This window comes from Parashewanella curva (assembly GCF_003675895.1).
Classification (GTDB): domain Bacteria; phylum Pseudomonadota; class Gammaproteobacteria; order Enterobacterales; family Shewanellaceae; genus Parashewanella; species Parashewanella curva.
Genome location: NZ_ML014760.1, coordinates 32,478 through 52,429, shown reverse-complemented (window position 1 = coordinate 52,429; position 19,952 = coordinate 32,478). Strand labels below are relative to the sequence as shown.

Genomic DNA, 19,952 nt, shown 5'->3' with positions numbered 1-19,952 from the left:
AAAATTAAGATTGCAGCAGTGAAATATCCGCCACTTGCAAGAATAAAGTACGTAAGTGGTTCAGAAGGGCTAAGCGGTTATTCTTAAGCGCTTCATCATCTGCCATCACCATTACATCTTCAAAGAAGGTATCAACATTAGTACGCAGTGCCGCCAATTGATTCAGCGCCGCTTCATAGTTACCGTCAGCAAACAGAGGCGTTAATGCTGGCTCTAGTTCAGCCAATTGTGCCGCCAGTTTGATTTCAGCATCTTCCGCTAGCAAACCTTGATTGATTTCACTTGAGCCATCTACTGCATTTTTCGCCAGAATGTTTGATACACGCTTGTTGGCTGCAGCAAGTGCCGTTGCTTCTTCACGTTGTCTGAACTCAGATACCGCAACAATACGCTTATCAAAGTCTGCTGGCTGAGTCGGTGTGCGAGCAAGAACCGCTAAAATTACATCGACATCAACGCCTTTGTCTTGGTACCAAGAGCGGAAGCGTCCCATTAGGAATTGCAGCACGTCATCGTGAGTATTGTCATTGCTGACGCTTTCACAATGAAGCTCAGCGGCTTTGGCAATCAAGTCCACCAAATCTAATGGCAGCTTGTTCTCAACGATAATACGTAAAATACCAATCGCAGCACGACGCAGGGCAAATGGATCGGCCGCGCCTTTCGGGGCTTGACCAATACAGAAAATACCCACAAGCGTATCAAATTTCTCAGCTAACGCGACGGAGCAAGAAACCAGCTCTGTTGGTACGCGATCGCCAGAGAACTTAGGCAGATATTGCTCTTGCAAAGCAACAGCAACCGCTTCGGTTTCACCGTCAAGGCGTGCGTAGTGCATGCCCATGGTGCCTTGAGTATCAGTAAACTCCATCACCATTTCGGTCATTAAATCAGTTTTAGAGAGTAGACCCGCACGAGCAGCATCGTCTTGATTGGCATTTAATAAACCGGCAATGTAACCAGATAGAGCACTGATACGATTAACACGGTCTTTCAGCGTGCCTAATTGCTTTTGGAATACCACGGTTTCTAAGCTTTCCAAACGTGATTCTAAGCTGCGTTTTTTATCAGTGTTAAAGAAGAACTCCGCATCAGCTAGGCGAGGGCGGATCACCTTCTCGTTACCGTCGATGATTTGCTGTGGGTCTTTCGACTCAATGTTGGTCACAAAGATAAAGTGCGGCAGCAAGTTACCGTCGTTATCAAATACTGGGAAGTATTTCTGATCGCCTTTCATGGTGTACACTAAGGCTTCTTGTGGCACGTTTAAAAAGTCATTTTCAAAGTTGGCTTTAAGCACGATAGGCCACTCAACCAATGATGCCACTTCATCTAGTAGCTCATCAGTCAGCTCAGCAACACCACCTAACTCTTTAGCCGCTTGTTCAGCCCCTGCTTTAATAATGGCTTTACGCTCAGTGTAATCCGCCATTACCTTACCGGTTTCTTTTAGGGTTGGTAGGTAATCATCAGCATGATTTAGTTCGAATTCACTTTGACCCATAAAGCGATGACCGCGAATGGTACGTGCTGTCTTGATGCCTAATACCGTGCCATCAATAGATTCAGAGCCTAAAAGCATAGTTACGGTATGCACAGGACGAATAAACTGTGTGGTATTGCTGCCCCAACGCATAGGTTTTGGAATCGGTAATTTATCCAAAGCACGCTGGGTCATATCGGCCACTAATTCGCTGGTGGCTTTACCCGTCACTTGTGCTTTGTGTAGTAGCCATTCGCCTTTGTCCGTTACTAGGCGCTCAGCGTCTTCAACACTAATGCCATTACCACGAGCCCAGCCCATCGCGGCTTTGGTTGGGTTACCATCAGCATCGAACGCACTGCTTACCGCTGGACCGCGTTTTTCAACGATTTTATCGGCTTGCGCTACATCTAAGTTTTCGATACGCAAGGCTAAACGGCGAGGTGCAGCAAACCAGTTGCCGTTATCAAAGCTTAATTCGGCTTTGTCTAGCTCTGCAGTAAAGTTTGCTAAAAACGCCTCAGCCAGTGTTTTCAGGGCTTTTGGTGGTAACTCTTCGGTACCAATCTCAATGAGTAAGTTTTCTTTATTCATATTTTATTACCTCATTACTTACACATTGGGAAGCCAAGCGCTTCACGTGCGGCATAGTAAGCTTCTGCTACGCCTTTCGCCATGGTGCGAACACGTAGTATGTAGCGTTGACGTTCGGTGACCGAAATTGCATGACGAGCATCAAGCAGGTTGAATGCGTGTGACGCTTTCATTACTTGCTCATAAGCTGGAAGCGGAAGTGGCTTTTCAAGCTCAAGCAGCTTGTTGCACATTTCTTCGCACTTATCGAACGTCGCAAATAGGAAATCAACATCAGCGTGGTCGAAGTTAAACTCAGATTGTTCGACTTCGTTTTGGTGGAATACATCACCATAAGTAATACGACCCATTGGACCGTCTGTCCACACTAAGTCATATACACTGTCTACGCCTTGAATATACATAGCAAGACGCTCAAGACCATAAGTAATTTCACCAGTAACAGGGCTACATTCAAGACCGCCCACTTGTTGGAAATAGGTGAACTGACTCACTTCCATGCCGTTTAGCCAGACTTCCCAGCCAAGCCCCCAAGCCCCTAAGGTTGGTGATTCCCAGTTGTCTTCAACAAAACGAATGTCGTGAACTTCAGGATCTACACCTAATGCTTTAAGTGAGCCTAAGTACAGCTCTTGAATATTGTCAGGTGACGGCTTTAGTACCACTTGGAATTGATAGTAATGTTGCAGACGGTTTGGGTTTTCACCGTAACGACCATCAGTTGGGCGGCGTGATGGCTGCACATAAGCACTGCTCATTGGCTCAGGGCCGATTGAACGCAAGAAAGTTTGTGGGTGGAAGGTACCAGCCCCTACTTCCATGTCTAGTGGTTGAATGATAGCGCAACCTTGCTGCGCCCAGTATTCTTGCAGGGTGAGAATAAACCCTTGAAACGTTTTTATATCGTGATTGCTGCTCATTACTGTCGCTATATAAAGTGGTAGAAAATGGTTTCGATTATACCTTCATGGTATCGTTCTGAGTAGGTTATTTTCTAGCTTTATGATCCTCAAGGGAAAATTTATTTAAATCTTCAATTCGAGTCATAAGGTAGAGTTATTGTTGCCGAAGCCTTATTTAAACGCCAACATAAGCGCACGTCTGATAGGCAGGATGCCTGAATGCTGTGGAGCACATGGATGTGCGAGAACAGCCATGTGCTGACGACCGTAACATCCTGTTACGAACGGTTGGCTTATTAAATAAGGCTTCTCATTATAGGTTGCCTATGTTTCACTAGTTAAACTACTAATGATTGTACTGGGTGCTTTATTAAGCTAGCTGGTCTGAACTTGAGTATTTAAGGGAAAATGGAATGACAAAGATACGCTGCGCTTGGGTGAGTGACGATCCTATCTATCAGGAATATCACGATAAGGTTTGGGGATGTCCGGTTTATGACTCATTAGAACTGTTTGAAAAGCTGTGTCTTGATGGACAACAAGCTGGTTTGTCTTGGATCACCATTTTAAAAAAGCAGCAAAATTACCAAAAAGCCTTTGCCAACTTCGACCCGTATAAAATTGCTGAGTTTAGTGAAGCTGATGTTGAACGCTTGATGCAAGATAAAAGCATTGTCCGCAATCGGTTAAAGATCCAATCCATCATTCGCAACGCCAAAGCCTATATCGCCTTCGTCGAGCAGGGCAATGACTTCTCGCTATTTCTTTGGGAGTTTGTGGGGGGGAAGCCAATCATCAATGAATTTTTATCATTAATGGAAGTACCTGTTGAAACGCCTGAGTCTCAAGCGATGTCAAAGGCGTTAAAAAAACTTGGGTTTAACTTTGTTGGCCCTACGATTTGTTATGCTTTTATGCAGGCAGTGGGAATGGTGGATGATCATACGTTGGATTGTTTTTGTCGAAACTCATAAAAAAGGGTGTTTCACGTGAAACACCCTTAAGATCTAACTACAGTAAGAGATTACTTACTTTCAAAGAAAAACGGCTTGCGTTTTTTCATATCACCATTAAGTTCATTCATGGTTTCGGCATCATAGAGCTTACCGTTGACCATGGTGTAAACCACTTTGTCGGTGTCACGAATGTTCTCTAATGGATTTCCATCAATCACCATCAAGTCAGCCAGTTTGCCTTTTTTAATGCTTCCAAGTTGATGATCAAGAGCAAAGGTTTTGGCTGGGTTAATAGTCGCGGTTTTCAGAACTTCCATATTGGTCATGCCGCCTTGGGCGAACATCCACATTTCCCAGTGTGCCGCTAGACCTTCGCGTTGACCGTGCGCACCGATGTTGGCAACGACACCAATATCATTCAACTCTTTGGCGACCTTAACGACATTAAAGTGATTGTAGTGTCCATCAGGCGCTTTGGTACGACGCATAGAACGAGAGTTCAATAATTCAGATGGCACATACTTAGATAGGCGAGGGTGCTCCCACACATTGGTTTTGTCGTACCAATAATGCTCTCCTGAAATACCACCGTAAGCGACAACCAATGTTGGGGTGTAAGAGGTATTCGATGCCTTCCACACTTGCTTAATATCGTTATAGATTGAAGCAACAGGCAGTGAGTGCTCTAAGGTTGTATGTCCATCCACAATCATTGATAGGTTGTGTTGAAGTAGCGAACCACCTTCAGGAACTACCATCATATCCAATTCTCGAGCTGCAGCGATCACTTGCTGACGTTGATTACGTCGTGGTTGGTTATAACTTTTCACTGTAAAGGCACCAACTTTCTTAAGACGCTCTAAGTGGAACTTAGCATCATCTAATGAGTCAACGTGTGAGGTATAACCTGGGCCATTTGCACCATACAAAATGGTACCAGTTGAGAAGATACGTGGCGCAGCAATATTACCGGCTTTTTGTTGCTCGGATGCGGCAAATACTTCCGTCGTATCATTGGATGGATCGTGAATAGTAGTAACACCTAATGCTAGGTTGGCGTACATCATCCAGTTTTGCTGAGGAATGATTTCATTACTGCCTTGAGAGCCATGAGCGTGAGCATCGAACAGACCCGGCATGATAGTCTTACCGCTGATGTCGATAACTTTAGCGCCTTTAGGGATACTTAATGAGTTATCACCAACTGCTTCAATATGATTGTCTTTTACAATCACAATACCGTTGTTAATGACCTTGTCACTTTCCATAGTGATGACTTGACCGCCCACAAACGCGACGGTTCCACGTGGAACATAAGCGTCCTTTTTGAAACCAAGGTCAGTAATAGTGGCTTCAACTTTTTCATCATCTTTGGCTTTGGTGTAATCGGTATTTACCTTCGCTTGATAAAGCTCTGGGCCTAATGTCCAATACAGTTGGTTGTTGTCTCCACCCCAACTAATGCTTTCACCAGCACGGGTACTCAATTGAGTAACAGGTAAATTAGTGGCACTAGGGCCAATATTGATGGTTTCACCGTGCTTAGCAAATGGAGTGACAAACACCTTAAAGCGCTCTGCAAAGGCTAGGTTTTTTCCATCAGGTGAAATGCGGAATTCTGTGGCTAACTTGCTGGTATAGTGCGTGCGCTTTTCATGACCGTTTAAGTTAATCGATGCAAACTCTGGTGTTTTACCATAATCCATAAAGTAGACACGCTCATTGCTACTTCCGAATTGTGGCTGATAACCACTGCTGGTAATAAAGGTGTTTTTCTTACCTTTAATATCGACTTGATATAAACCTGGCTCTTGTGACCAAGTTTTAGAAAGCAAACGTCCGCCACTGGCTTTACGATAGACAATTGTTTTGCCGTCAGGGGAGAACGTTGGTTCAACAAATTTTCCTGGCTCATCGGTTAATACTTTTGGCTTACCGCCTCTGGCGCTGACAACACGAACACTGCCTTGCTTTTGATCGTTCCAAGTAGTGAAGACGATTTTTTTACCGTCACGTGACCATTGTGGGAATAACTCAGCAATGTTGTCATTTAAGCGAGTAAGGCGTTTGGCTTTGCCATCTTTGATGTTACGAACCCACAGCTTACCTAATGCCTCATAAACGACTTTTTTACCATTCGGTGAGACTTGTGCCATGCGCAGCATTTTTACATCGAATTGGTCTTTATCAATGTCTTGCTTTACAACAACGGCGGGTTGAATATCACGAGTATCATTAACTTCAAAAGGAATAACTTTTGCTGTGTGTGTTTTGGTATTTAAGCGGTTAATCTTACCGCCAGCCCAAAATACGATATCACGATTGTCTGGTGTCCATGCCATGGTCGGGTAAACGCCATGGATCGCCCATGTTTCTTGCATATCACGATCAAGTTTGTCATAAAGCTTAGTTTTACGACCAGACTTTAAATCTAAGACATACAGTGTTGATTGGAATCCATCACGCTTGATGTAAGCGAGCTTGGTTCCGTCTGGGCTTGGAGTCGGACGAATTGCCCCACCCGTACCTGAAACTAACACTTTGATGTCACCCGTTTGGGTGTCATAACGTTTGATTTTGTAGATGCCTTTCACTGAATCTTTTGAATAGTGGAAGGTCTTGCCTGGTGTAGCATCTTGACTGAAATAAATATAACGACCATCTGGTGAGTAGGCTGGTTCGCCTAAGTCTTTTTGATCGTTCGGGCGTTCAGTTAAACGCACACCTTTTCCGCCTGTTACATGATAAAGCCAAACTTCCCCTGCGCCTAAACTGCGGCTAGCCGTAAAATGCTTACGTGCGACAAGATATTGTGAGTCAGGACTCCACGCAGGACTATTCAATAAACGAAACGTTTCATCGGTGACTTTGCGATGATTGCTACCGTCAGCATCCATAACCCAAATATTGTCGCCACCATTTTCATCAGAGGTGTAGGCAATAGATTTACCATCAGGGCTATAAACTGGCTGCATCTGCCATGCGATGCCTTTTACTAAACGTTTTGCTTTGCCGCCATTAATCGGCATTTGGTAGATATCACCAAGCAGATCGAAAACGATATTGTTGCCATCTGGACTCACAGAAACGTTCATCCAAGTGCCTTCATTAACATTAATATCTACACTTTGTAATGGTTGGTTGGCAGGCTCATTAACCGACCATTTGGTTTCTTCTTTTGCTTGCGCGGTTGTGATGGAAAGGCTTAATGCCATTGCCGCATAAAGTGGGTTTAACTTGGAAGTGAACATTTGGATTCCCATTCTCGTTTTAGTTATTTCAATTATTTTATGCAATGTGTTTATCGCACATTTAACCAAAACTTAAAAGGGAATTCGCGTTACAAACTGTGTGGAAATGAGATAGGGCGTAAGCGGAGACTTACAAACCTTTTTGGATCAGATATTGATATGGCGTACTACTGGTATCAGAGGCAACAAGTTGATGATCCATAAATTGGCAGAAGCTAGGAATATCACGAGTTGTTGCTGGATCATCGGCGATGATCAATAGGGTTTCCCCATCTTGCATATGACGCACTTTTTTTCTAACCATCATTACAGGCTCAGGGCAACGTAAACCTAGGGCATCAAGTTGGTGATTGGCATTTTCAAATGGTGTGGTCATAGCTTGTCTTATTTACTGCAAAAGTGGCGGCTATTTTACCATTGAGTTTTAAATTGCCAAGTTTATGAGGAAGAAATGTGAATATTGTTTCACGTGAAACATGGTGCCAACCTTAAATAAAATTGGCACCAAATAAGGGTCTATACTCGTTCAAAGACAGTAGCTATGCCTTGTCCTAAACCAATACACATAGTGGCTAATCCAAGATTTGCGTCTTTGTCTTCCATAATATTGAGTAGAGTAGTTGAGATACGAGTACCAGAGCAACCTAATGGGTGACCAAGAGCAATGGCACCGCCATTGAGGTTAATTTTTTCATCAACCATATCCATCAAACCTAACGCTTTTACACATGGTAGCGATTGTGCGGCGAAGGCTTCATTTAGCTCGATAACATCAATATCGTCAATAGATAGTCCTGCACGCTCAAGCGCTTTTTGAGTAGCAGGAACAGGACCGAACCCCATAATGGCCGGATCACAACCCGCGACTCCCATTGAGCGAACTCGAGCGCGAATAGGTAAACCCAACTGCTTAGCTTTTTCTTCTTCCATGACTAGCATGGCTGATGCGCCATCAGAAATGGCAGAAGAGGTACCTGCGGTGACAGTACCATTGACTGGATCAAATACAGGGCGCAATGTTGCAAGGGCTTCCAAAGAAGCGTCAGCGCGAATGACTTCATCAGTGGTTATTTGAGTTAAAGTGCCACTTGCATCATGACCATTGAGGGGAAATATTTCTGAATTAAAACGTCCCTCAACTGTTGCAGCATGCGCTCGTTGATGAGAGCGAAGAGCGAACTCATCTTGTTGCTGACGATTGATATCATGTTGGCGTGCTAACAACTCCGCAGTTAGGCCCATCATGCCAGACGCTTTTGCTACTTGATGACCGAGTTGTGGATGAAAGTCGACACCGTGATTCATGGGAACATGCCCCATATGTTCGACACCACCAACAATAAAGGTATCACCCATACCTGTCATAATGGCACGTGTAGCCTGATGTAGCGCTTCCATGGAAGAACCACATAATCGGTTGATGGTGACGCCTGCAACGGTTTTTGGTAAACCAGCTAATAGTGAAGCATTACGAGCAATGTTAAAACCTTGTTCTAGCGTTTGCATCACACAACCCCAAATGACATCCTCGATTTGCTCAGGATCAACTTGAGGATTTCGAGCCAGTAACCCTTTCATCAATTCTGCTGACAGGGTTTCAGCACGAAGGTGGCGAAAGACACCGCCTTTAGAACGTCCCATTGGCGTGCGTATACAATCAACAATTACAGCGTTTTTCATGGTCAGTTCCTTATTCTGAGATCGGGAAGTAACGGCCATTATTGGCAGCCAATGTTCGCAACGAGTCGGTCACTTGATACAAGGGGCCTAGGTGAGCCAATTTGTCAGCTTGTTCAATAAATGCATTTAAGCCTACAGTATCTAGATAACGGAATACGCCTCCTCTAAATGGTGGGAAGCCTAAACCGTATAACAAGGCCATATCTGCTTCTGCCGGTGAGGCAATGATGCCTTCATCTAAACAGCGAACCGTTTCGATGATCATTGGAATCATAAGCCTTGCAATAATGGTGTCCTTATCAAAGCTGTTTTGAGATTGGCAAACTGAAGCCAGCAAAGAGACAATCGTCTCATCAATCGACTTTTTGGGTTTGCCTTTTTTGTCTGGCTGATATTGATAAAACCCGAGACCATTCTTTTGCCCTAAGCGTTTGGCATCAAGTAACTGCTTGATGACGTCTTTTGGTGGTGATGGCATACGCTCAGGAAACCCTTGTGCCATGACCGTTTGAGCATGATGAGCCGTGTCAATGCCGACGACATCTAAAAGATATGCGGGTCCCATAGGCCAACCGAACACTTTTTCCATGACTTTATCGATTTCGATAAAGTCAGCACCATCTATGAGTAGTTGGTTAAAACCTGCAAAGTAAGGGAAGAGGACACGATTGACAAAGAATCCGGGGCAATCATTAACCACGATTGCGGTTTTTCCCATTGCGTTTGCATAGGCAACGACTTTGGCAATGGTGGCATCGGAAGTTGCTTTTCCACGGATCACTTCAACCAGAGGCATTTTATGTACGGGGTTAAAAAAGTGCATGCCACAAAAGCGCTCAGGGTGTTTCAGATTTGCAGCCAATGAATCAATCGATATGGTCGAAGTGTTTGAGGCAATGATGGTTTCAATATTCACATTAGACTCAACCTCTGCCAACACTTGCGCTTTAACCTTGGGATTTTCAACCACGGCTTCAACCACAATGTCAGCGTGTGATATCGAAGCATAATCCAAAGTGGCAGATATTTGATTGAGCACTTTCGCCATCTTTTCTGTTGTTAGCCTACCGCGAGACACTTGATTGTTCAGTAACTTAGCGGCTTCTGATAAGCCTAAATCTAATGCCGCTTGATTAATGTCCTTCATGGTGACAGGAATACCTTTAGAGGCACTTTGGTAGCTTATCCCGCCCCCCATAATTCCGGCGCCTAACACCGCGGCTTGCTGCACGGGTGATCCTATAGATTTAGCTGCTTGTTTACTTTTATGTTTGACCACTTGCTCATTGAGAAAAATACCAATCAATGCCGTTGCGGCTTCGGTTCGTGCCATTTGAACAAAGGCATGATGCTCAGCGATAAGTGCCTCTTGTCTATTTTGAGTATGGGATTGCTCAATTACGCTTACGGCAGTATTTGGGGCAGGGTAATGTTTACCTGCTATTTGAAATACCATGGCTTTGGCGGTGGAAAATGCCATTAGTGATTCCATGGCTGGCAACGGCATCTGTGTTTGTTTTTGTTGTCTACGAGATTGCCAATCGAGTTTGCCGTCAATGGCATCGTTAAGCATTTTGATGCCTGCTTGTTGTAATTGTTCTGGTTCAATAATGGCATCAATAGCACCCACTTGCATTGCTGCGTCAGGTTTATGTGGCTTTCCTGTAGTGATCCACTCAAGTGCATTATCAACGCCGATTAATCTTGGTAAGCGGACAGTACCACCAAATCCAGGGATCAAACCTAATTTGGTTTCAGGGAGCCCAAGTCGAGCGCTCGGTTCGGCAATTCTAAAGTCAGTGGCCAATACGGTTTCAAATCCGCCCCCTAATACAAACCCATTGATGGCTGATAAGGTAGGAAAAGGAAGATCCTCAAGCTTGTTAAACACTTTATTGGCTTTGACCAGCCAGTTAAACAGGCTTTCATCACTTTGCTGAAATAACCCTAAAAACTCTGTAATGTCAGCGCCAACAATAAAAGCCGACTTTGCTGAGGTAAGTAATAGGGCTTTGGGTTTACTATTGATGACGGCATCGAGCGCTTGATTAAGCGACTCTAAGGTAATGCTATCTAATTTATTTACGGAGTGTTCAGAGTTAAAACATAAGTGGGCGAACTTGTTATTAAGCATATCTACCTGAATGGTAGGGCTTTGGTAAATCATTGCTTGCTTCCTTATTATTGTTTCAAAGTCATGATCAGGTACAAACAGAGACTCAGCTAACGAGAACAGAATTGTTTGTTTAGTATTCAGTTTGCGACTATTTGACAAGAATTACAATGATAATTTAAACGCTTGTTTGATTTATTTTGATGGTAAATAAAGCAAATTAACTTTGGGTGAACCTTGCTTCATGAAACAAGATTAACGGGTATTTCAATAGAATTAGTGCCATTCTTAATTCAAACCCACCTAGCTAGACAAAAAGGTGACGATTATGCCCGGAGTTACTACTTTACCTGTTAGCGGATACTTGGATCGCTTATCAACGAAGCAAATTGTAAAAATACAAACGGTGGAAGATCTCAATAAAGCAACGAATTGGTTCGATAAGCTCTTAGATCGTTTTTTTGGTTCAAATAGGGTGGAAACGAAAACAGCCTTATATCATTTGTTACACCAACACAGCAGTCCACAGCAGAAGCTTGATGCTTATACACAACTCTATACTCAAATAAAACCCAATTTTCGGCATCTGTTTACCACAGAAGTGGTTAACGATAACAAGGTTAGATTAAAACTTTCAATTGAAGATGCACTTAATGTTTCTGTTGATGTAAGCATCAACCCCAATGACCAACGGTTTATCGAGGGTATCGAGCCGACAGGACAAAGCTTTGAAGAGCAATTGACCTTTGATCTCAAAAGAGATGAGTATAAATTGGTTGCTACCGCAGAGCCAAAAGTTAAACATTTTAAGCCAACAGATAAGAAATCTGCTGACGATAAAGTGAATACCATGAAATCGTTGTGCAGAAATGAATACCAGCAGCAACAACTTGCGTTAATGGCAACTCAAACAATAGGATTGCGTTGTTGTGAAAATTTTCCAGAATTGCGAGTCTTTAATTTGAGTACTGGCAAATCTGAAACAGCGCCATTGGATACACAGTCATATCAAGTTCTTCAGTTGCCTACTGGTGAATTATTGGTTCGTGCTAAGTATGTAAAGCAGTCCACTGCCAATCCGGCTGAGCTAGGGGGAGGCATGTCTGGACTTCAATTTTCAAAGGATAGCCATTATGAAGTGACTTGTTTGATAACAAGCGATGGAATTTATTGCCTTAATATTTTCAAAGACACAGTGCCCTTTGATAGCGGTGCTGTTGCTACCTCACGATTAAGAGCTTAGCGAATAAAGACTAGTATCCATCCTATCGACCGTTTATGGTACACTCGGCGTCCTAAATCTTTTCATTGGGAAACTGAGCATGACAATTGGACAGCATTTTTCTCAGCATATTGCTGAGTTAAATCAACGCACTAGAGAAATCTGTCAACGAGAAAATTTATCGGGGCTGGTGATCCATTCTGGTCAACTCAAATACCAATTTCTTGATGATATGGCTTATCCCTTTAAGGTGAATCCCAACTTTAAAGGGTGGCTTCCATTGATTGATAACCCTAACTGCTGGGTAGTCACAGACGGATGCACTAAGCCTACTCTTATCTATTATCGTCCAGTCGATTTTTGGCATAAAGTCTCTGATGTGCCAGAAACGTATTGGACCAATGAATTTGATATCAAGCTATTAACCAAAGCAGATCAAGTTGACACATTATTGCCGTCGAATATTGCTCACTGGGCCTATCTAGGTGATGAAGTGTCATTCGCTGAGCAACTGGGCTTTAGTCATATCAATCCAAGTCGTGTTGAAAACTACCTGCACTTTCAACGTTCATTTAAAACAGAGTATGAATTAGATTGTCTTCGTGAAGCGAATCGTTTAGCGGTGAATGGTCATCTTGCTGCGAAACAAGCCTTTCTCAGTGGCGGCAGTGAATTTGATATTCAGCTTGAGTATTTAAAAGCGGTCGGCCAAGGTGAAAATGATGTGCCTTACAACAACATCATTGCCTTGAATGAAAACGCGGCCATTCTTCATTACATGATCCTTGAACATCAAAAGCCTGCTGAGCATCGCTCATTTTTGATTGATGCAGGGGCAACGTGCGGGGGTTATGCATCGGATATTACCCGTACCTATTCGGCTGAACAAAACCGCTTTGCAAGTCTTATTGCTGCCATGGATAAGCTACAACATGAAATCATTGCTGAAATGAAGGTTGGCAAGAGCTATGTCGATCTGCATTTATTAACTCATCAAAAAGTCGCTCAAGTTTTGTTGGACTCTGAGTTGGCTACAGGTAACCCTGAATTGTTAATTGATTCTGGTATCACTCGCGCCTTTTTCCCACACGGGTTAGGGCATATGTTAGGTCTGCAAGTTCACGATGTGGCAGGTTTCAGTTCAGATGAGCAAGGTACGCATGTAGCATCGCCAGCCGAACATCCATTTTTACGCTGCACTCGTACTTTGGATGTTGGGCAAGTCCTTACCATAGAGCCGGGTCTATACATTATCGATACCCTACTGAGTGAGTTGGATGTAAAGAGTCGCCAACAAGTTAACTGGAAAGTGGTGGATGAATTGCGCCCATTTGGTGGTATTCGTATTGAAGATAATGTCATTGTTCATGCTGATCGTATTGAAAATATGACACGTGATTTTGGACTCGCCTAAGTTGTGGCGAGTGATCGGTATTTGGTTCCAGCACAACCCTTGGTGCTGGAAGAGGAAATTAAAAAAAGCCGTTTTATCACTATCTTATTTCGCTGTCAGTCAGAATCAGAATTGAAGTTGGCGCTTACTAATTTTAGGCGTGATTATCCGGATGCTCGACATTATTGTTGGGCGTTTGTGGGAGGTGCGCCCAAAGAGATGGTGAACTGTGGGTCTAGTGATGATGGCGAGCCATCAGGAAGTGCAGGGCGGCCAATGTTATCGGTATTACAAGGCGCTGATATTGGTGAAATAGGCGCCATTGTGGTTCGTTATTTTGGTGGTACAAAACTTGGTGTGGGTGGGCTGGTTCGTGCATATAGTGCGGGAATAAAACGAGGGTTGCCACAACTGCAAACCGATGTTCAGCAACTACGAGATGAGGCACGACTCAGTTGTGATTATGCTCAACTGAGTGATGTCGAATATCTATGTAAAAAACACCAAGTATTGATCCAAGACCAACAATTTACTGAGCAAGTGTTGTTACCCTTGGCAATACCCAAATCCAATCGCCAAATTATTCAGCAGGAGTTGGCGACGTTATCTCAGGGTCAACTTAGTCTTAAATTTGTGGAATAATAGTGGCTCTTACAGCAAAGGAATGAAGCGTATTTCTCCATGCAATATCGCACCATCATAAGAATAACTGGCCTGTTAATGGGGCTGTTTTCCATCACTATGCTGCCGCCAGCACTGGTCGCCATTTTTTATAATGATGGTGAGGGGATGGCATTTATTAAAGCCTTTGTGGTGAGTTTGTTGTTGGGATTCTGTTTGTGGTATCCCAATCGTTATCATAAAGCTGATCTTCGAACCCGAGAAGGCTTTTTGATTGTGGTGTTGTTTTGGACAGTATTGGGTTCAATCGGTTCTTTGCCTTTTATTTTTGCCAACAACCCAGACATGAGCTGGACAGATAGCTTTTTTGAATCCTTTTCTGCCTTAACCACCACTGGGGCAACGGTGATCGTTGGTCTTGATGATCTTCCCAAAGCGATTCTGTTTTATCGCCATTTACTGCAGTGGCTTGGTGGTATGGGGATTATTGTTCTGGCGGTAGCCATATTACCTGTTTTGGGGATTGGGGGAATGCAGCTTTATCGTGCTGAAATCCCTGGGCCAGTTAAAGACAGTAAAATGACGCCTAGAATTGCCGAAACCGCTAAGGCGTTATGGTATATCTACTTGTTTTTGACCTTAGCTTGTGCGGCGGCCTTTTGGTTTGCAGGCATGAGCGCTTTTGATGCCATTTGCCATTCATTTTCTACCATCGCGATTGGCGGCTTTTCCACTCATGATGCCAGCATGGGTTACTTTAATAGTCCTGTGATCAACTTAATTTGTGTCGTATTTTTGCTTATTTCTGCCATCAATTTTAGTTTGCACTTTGCGGCGGTGACCAATAAAGGTTTCAATTTAAAAGTTTACCTTAAAGATGCCGAATTCAAGGTGTTGATAGCGGTGCAGTTAATACTTACTGCCATTTGCTTTTTTGTCCTGTTTCAAACCAATATTTATGATTCTGCTGAGGAAACCTTAGATCATGCTTTGTTCCAAGCGGTATCGGTTTCCACAACCGCAGGCTTTGGCACCGAAAGTTTTCATAGCTGGCCATTGTTTTTACCTATGCTGCTTATTTTCTCTAGCTTTATCGGTGGCTGTGGTGGTTCAACGGCCGGAGGAATGAAGGTTATTCGTATCATCTTATTGGTCTTGCAAGGCTCTAGAGAAATGAAACGTTTAGTTCACCCTCGAGCCGTTTTTACGATTAAAATAGGTAATTCAGTTCTACCGGATAGAGTTATTGATGCTGTGTGGGGCTTTTTTTCGGCTTATGCTTTGGTCTTTATTGTGAGTATGCTGGCGTTAATGGCGTTTGGTGTGGATGAACTAACGGCATTTAGTACGGTCGCGGCTTGTTTGAATAACTTAGGTCCAGCTCTCGGTGAAGCGGCCAGTAATTATGCTACTCTCGGTGATGGTTCGAAATGGGTACTGCTTATCACCATGCTGTTTGGACGCTTAGAAGTATTCACCTTGTTAGTCCTGCTGACGCCAACTTTCTGGAAGAACTAATGCAAAATATCGCTCTAATATATTCAACCGTAGATGGTCAAACCAAACGTATTTGTGACGCCATGGTCGGACATATGTCTGCTCATGCTAAGGTGACAGTATTTTCTCTGGAGCAAGCAACAACGGCCGAGTTAACTCAGTACGATAAGGCTATGATTGGCGCCAGCATTCGTTATGGTAAATACCGTCCAGCGTTATTTGAGTTTATTAAGCAACATCAAAAGTGGTTAACAGAAACCCAAAGTGGATTCTTTTCGGTGAATGTGGTGGCAAGAAAACCAGAAAAGAATACGCCAGAAACCAACCCTTATATGCGTAATTTCCTTAAACTGTCGACTTGGGTTCCTGCTGTTCAAGGGGTATTTGCGGGTAAGATTGAATACCCTAAATATGGCATGTTTGACCGCACTATGATCCGTTTTATTATGTGGATCACTAAAGGGCCAACAGATACGAGCGGTACCTATGAATTTACCGATTGGGATCAAGTTGAGCACTTTGCTAAGAAATTCATCTCATAACAAGGTAAATTTACTCAGCATTATAATAACTTAGTTGGGTTGTGTGATTCTTTTTGATAGAATTACAAGCTTTCTTGCTGTTGCATGGTCGATATTGTTAACAGTAAGGTTGGGCTTTCGTTCGCTATGGATAGTTATTGGAAAGAATTTTCTGATCATTGAAAACATGGAGAGCTGGAGCGTATCATTAGCCATCAATCAATCAGTTGAGTCTAACCATGCGTAGTCGATTCAAGCTTGTCTTCACTCTTGTTTGTATTTTAAGTGCACAACTCTTTTCCTTATCAGCGAAAGCAGCATTATGGATTGATACTTCAGATGCTTATTTGCGTGCTGATATCCAACAACTAGCCGATGCTGGTTTTATCAAAGTTCCTGTTAATACCTACCCTTTAATGTGGTCTGGAGTCGCTCAAGATCTGGCGAAAGTAGCCACTGACCAAGTTCCAGAAAACTTAATGCCAGCATTTTTACGTGTGCAAGCTAAGTATAAATCCAGCCAACAGCGCAATGCTAAGCTTCGAGCGGGTGTCAGCAGTGATAAACCCATGTTCCGAAATTTTGGTCATGCGTTAAGAGCTAAAAATGAGCTTGGCGGATCATATTCTGACTCAGCAGGAAGCTTTTATTATCAGTTGTCAGCGACAATTGCAGATAGCCCAAATGACGACAAAAACATTCGGTTTGACGACTCTTATGTTGCAACGACTCTAGGGAACTGGGTATTGAGTGCAGGCACTATCAGTCAGTGGTGGGGGCCAAGCTTTGATACGGCATTGATTAAGTCTAATAATGCGCGTCCTATGCCATCTCTACTATTGACACGAAATAACCCTCAAGCTTTTGATTTACCGGTTCTAAATTGGCTAGGTCCTTGGAATCTTACTGCAGGGTTCAGTAAGTATGAAAGTGAGCGTTTCGCGCCTGATGCGTTATTGTGGAATCTTAGAGGCAGCATTCGTCCGTTTGATAAATTAGAAATCGGCTTTTCTTGGACTACACAATTTTGCGGTAAAGGCCAGAATTGTAGCGCCAAAATTTGGTTAAAATCCATAACAGGTCAAGATGATTGCAGTAATGATACGGCTGGCGATGGCAGTGGTTGTAGTAAAGAAGGCAATCAGATGGCAGGGTTTGATATTCGATACAATGATGTATGGTTCGGACAACCAATAGGTATTTATGGTGAAAAAGGTTGTGAAGATTCCAGTGGTAATCTGCCGTGGCAAATTGCAGACTGTGGTTATATATATGGCTTCGATACGCGTGTACATGTTCAAGACATTCCTGTAAAACTCTTTACTGAATACACCACCACCAAAGTCGCTTGTGGCAGTGACCCTCATGTATTTAATTGCTTTTACGAACACTCAACCTATCTTAATGGCTCGCGTTATTACAAGCGCAGTTTAGGCAGCACCTATGACAGTGATGCAAGAGCGTTCAGCCTAGGAGGAATGGCGCAATTTGGTGACAAGCGCATGACGACTCGAGTTCGATATGTAAAGCTTAATGATGATGGCAAGAGTCCTGGCATTAAGTGGACTCCAAACATTCCTAAGCAAGATGTATGGCAGTTTGAAACCAATTATGAAATGCCCATGTTTGAAGGCTTGATGAACTTTGGTGGGACATTTTCACACATCAAGAAACCAGATGCCGACTCCGATTCAAAGTTAAGGTTTTTTGCTAACTATGAATATAGCTTCTGATTAAGCCACTTTATTTCATCCTATACACATTTAACATTCAAGAGCAGTATGAAAAGTCATACTGCTCTTTTATTTCTGTCATATTTCCTTTCTTTGTTTGATGGCTGAACTCATAAATCAGGTCTATTCTTGAATGAGTCGTTGGCAAAGTTGCGCTGCTTAGCTTTAAGCATACTCTCCAAGAAGTTCAGGTGTTGACCTGATGGTTGCAACATCCCGACAAACGTTAATGTATTACAAAACTTACAGGACGTCGGCATGAGCTTACTTGAACATCCCGTTCATTTGATCATTGTATTATTTGCGTTATCGCTGCTGCCCTTATTTGCAGTCATGGGAACCTCGTTCCTCAAAATCTCCATTGTGCTCTCTATGTTGCGAACAGCATTAGGTGTCCAGCAAATTCCGCCCAATATGGCGATATATGGGTTATCTATGGTGCTAACCCTGTTTATTATGGCGCCAGTGGGGAGTGAGATTTATGCTAATTTACAAAAAGATCCGATTAAGCTTAGTGCTCCCGATATTCTAGAGCGTTTAAATAAGCAAGCGGCAGAACCTTACAGAGAATTTTTAAAAAAACACAGCCACGCCAAGCAAATCACTTATTTTTCTAAGGTAGGACATAAGATTTGGCCTAAAGCCTACCATGACAACATTGATAAAAACTCATTAATGGTACTGATCCCAGCCTTTACCTTAAGTCAGTTAATCGAGGCATTTAAGATAGGACTGTTGTTGTATTTACCGTTTGTCGCCATCGACATCATTGTATCGAATATCTTGCTTGCGATGGGGATGATGATGGTCTCGCCCATGACCATTGCACTGCCGTTTAAGATCCTGATCTTCATTATGATGGGGGGATGGGAAAAACTCATTAGCCAATTGATGTTGTCATACTCATGAATGTATCAGACTTTATACACCTCACCTCAGAACTACTTTGGATCACCTTGCTGCTCTCAATGCCGACGGTATTAGTGGCGTCGATACTGGGGGTCCTAGTGTCATTGGTGCAAGCATTGACCCAAATTCAAGATCAGACCTTACAGTTTCTTATTAAACTGGTTGGGGTCAGTATCGTGATGGCCATGACCTATGATTGGATGGCTGTTGCCATGCTCAATTTCGCCAATGAAATGTTCAATCTGATTGATAAAGTGGGGTAGGTTTGGAGACGGAGTTCTATAAAGCGCTTACGGAACATCTTCCAGTCTTTTCCCTGTGCATGATGCGGCCCTTGGGAATGATGCTGCTATTGCCACTCTTCAAAAGCGGAAGTTTAAGCAGTGGCTTAATGCGAAATGGACTGGTGATGATTTTTGCATTCCCAGTCATGCCAACCTTAATGGGCATGCATGAGTATTTACTGCAAACCACTTACCTTGAGTTAATAGGATTATATATCGAAGAGTTTGCCATTGGACTGGTTATTGGTTTTTGTGCCGCAGTGCCGTTTTGGGCCATTGATATGGCAGGTTTTTTAATCGATACCATGCGTGGTTCGTCTCTTTCAACTGTGTTAAACCCATTACTGGGCGTTGAGTCCTCTGTGTATGGTGTTATTTTCGCACAAGTGCTGAGTGTATTGTTTTTGGCTTCGGGAGGCCTCAATTTCTTACTCAGCGCCATGTATGAATCTTATCTTGTATTACCCCCTGGCTCACCTTTGTTTTTAAATGGCAATATTCCACTGTTTGACTTCTTTTTAAAGGAGTGGCGATTGATGAATGCCTTGTTTATGGGGTTTGCAATGCCCGGCATGGTGATCATGATGCTTACCGATACCGCTTTTGGTTTGGTAAATCGGTCAGCGCAGCAGCTAAACGTATTCTTCCTTTCAATGCCTGTAAAATCTGTGATGGTCTTACTGGTGATGATCTACTGCATCAACTTTGCGTTCCATAATTATCTGCAACGCACGGATAATGCCGAATCTCATTTTCAGGTTTTGTATCGTCTAATGGAACCTAAGCCGTAGGA

At 43.2% G+C, this 19,952-nt stretch carries 16 protein-coding genes; 10 read left to right on the top strand and 6 right to left on the bottom strand.

What is annotated here, in order from left to right; translation table 11 throughout:
• Positions 1-4 precede the first annotated feature (4 nt).
• Both glyS and glyQ read right to left on the bottom strand, forming a co-directional pair.
• The gene (glyS, locus tag D5018_RS04960) at positions 5-2,077 is read right to left on the bottom strand and encodes a glycine--tRNA ligase subunit beta (RefSeq protein WP_121837902.1); all 2,073 of its coding nucleotides are present in this window, start codon (positions 2,075-2,077) and stop codon (positions 5-7) included.
• Between the two features lie 14 nt (positions 2,078-2,091).
• Positions 2,092-2,997, bottom strand: coding sequence for a glycine--tRNA ligase subunit alpha (gene glyQ, locus D5018_RS04955; RefSeq protein ID WP_121837901.1), 906 nt, complete (start codon positions 2,995-2,997; stop codon positions 2,092-2,094).
• A gap of 395 nt (positions 2,998-3,392) precedes the next feature.
• Between glyQ and D5018_RS04950 the strand changes: the two genes are divergently transcribed.
• Entirely contained in the window at positions 3,393-3,953 is a 561-nt protein-coding gene (locus D5018_RS04950) for a DNA-3-methyladenine glycosylase I (RefSeq protein ID WP_121837900.1), read from the top strand.
• A 50-nt stretch (positions 3,954-4,003) separates the two neighbouring features.
• Here D5018_RS04950 and D5018_RS04945 read toward each other — a convergent pair whose 3' ends face one another.
• The 4 genes from D5018_RS04945 to fadB form a co-directional block, all read right to left on the bottom strand.
• Entirely contained in the window at positions 4,004-7,186 is a 3,183-nt protein-coding gene (locus D5018_RS04945) for an amidohydrolase family protein (protein ID WP_121837899.1), read from the bottom strand.
• 130 nt (positions 7,187-7,316) lie between these two features.
• Complete coding sequence (gene tusA / locus D5018_RS04940) at positions 7,317-7,562, bottom strand: sulfurtransferase TusA (RefSeq protein ID WP_121837898.1); 246 nt, start codon at positions 7,560-7,562, stop codon at positions 7,317-7,319.
• 140 nt (positions 7,563-7,702) lie between these two features.
• Positions 7,703-8,866: an acetyl-CoA C-acyltransferase FadA gene (gene fadA / locus D5018_RS04935; protein ID WP_121837897.1), complete on the bottom strand. Its 1,164-nt coding sequence runs from the start codon at positions 8,864-8,866 to the stop codon at positions 7,703-7,705.
• A gap of 10 nt (positions 8,867-8,876) precedes the next feature.
• Positions 8,877-11,033, bottom strand: a complete 2,157-nt coding sequence (gene fadB, locus D5018_RS04930) for a fatty acid oxidation complex subunit alpha FadB (protein WP_121837896.1) — start codon at positions 11,031-11,033, stop codon at positions 8,877-8,879.
• Positions 11,034-11,307: 274 nt separating this feature from the next.
• On the opposite strand from fadB, the gene D5018_RS04925 reads away from it, so the two are divergent.
• From D5018_RS04925 to sctT, 9 genes are all read left to right on the top strand, one after another.
• Positions 11,308-12,222, top strand: a complete 915-nt coding sequence (locus D5018_RS04925; protein WP_121837895.1) for a hypothetical protein — start codon at positions 11,308-11,310, stop codon at positions 12,220-12,222.
• A gap of 79 nt (positions 12,223-12,301) precedes the next feature.
• A complete protein-coding gene (gene pepQ, locus D5018_RS04920) occupies positions 12,302-13,615 on the top strand; it encodes a Xaa-Pro dipeptidase (protein WP_121837894.1) in 1,314 nt (437 codons plus the stop codon).
• Positions 13,616-13,618: 3 nt separating this feature from the next.
• Positions 13,619-14,236: a YigZ family protein gene (locus tag D5018_RS04915; RefSeq protein WP_121837893.1), complete on the top strand. Its 618-nt coding sequence runs from the start codon at positions 13,619-13,621 to the stop codon at positions 14,234-14,236.
• Between the two features lie 39 nt (positions 14,237-14,275).
• Entirely contained in the window at positions 14,276-15,733 is a 1,458-nt protein-coding gene (locus D5018_RS04910) for a TrkH family potassium uptake protein (RefSeq protein WP_121837892.1), read from the top strand.
• Positions 15,733-16,254 carry a menaquinone-dependent protoporphyrinogen IX dehydrogenase gene (gene hemG, locus D5018_RS04905; protein WP_121837891.1) on the top strand — a complete coding sequence of 174 codons (522 nt, stop codon included), beginning with the start codon at positions 15,733-15,735 and terminating at the stop codon, positions 16,252-16,254. The genes D5018_RS04910 and hemG overlap by 1 nt, the downstream gene beginning before the upstream one ends.
• Positions 16,255-16,472: 218 nt before the next feature.
• Positions 16,473-17,966, top strand: a complete 1,494-nt coding sequence (locus D5018_RS04900; RefSeq protein ID WP_121837890.1) for a capsule assembly Wzi family protein — start codon at positions 16,473-16,475, stop codon at positions 17,964-17,966.
• A 258-nt stretch (positions 17,967-18,224) separates the two neighbouring features.
• On the top strand, positions 18,225-18,875 hold the full coding sequence (gene sctR / locus D5018_RS04895) for a type III secretion system export apparatus subunit SctR (protein ID WP_121837889.1): 651 nt from the start codon (positions 18,225-18,227) through the stop codon (positions 18,873-18,875).
• Positions 18,872-19,138, top strand: coding sequence for a type III secretion system export apparatus subunit SctS (gene sctS, locus D5018_RS04890; RefSeq protein ID WP_121837888.1), 267 nt, complete (start codon positions 18,872-18,874; stop codon positions 19,136-19,138). Before sctR ends, sctS begins: the two co-directional genes overlap by 4 nt.
• Positions 19,139-19,140: 2 nt before the next feature.
• Positions 19,141-19,950, top strand: a complete 810-nt coding sequence (gene sctT, locus D5018_RS04885) for a type III secretion system export apparatus subunit SctT (protein ID WP_279386878.1) — start codon at positions 19,141-19,143, stop codon at positions 19,948-19,950.
• Positions 19,951-19,952: the final 2 nt, after the last annotated feature.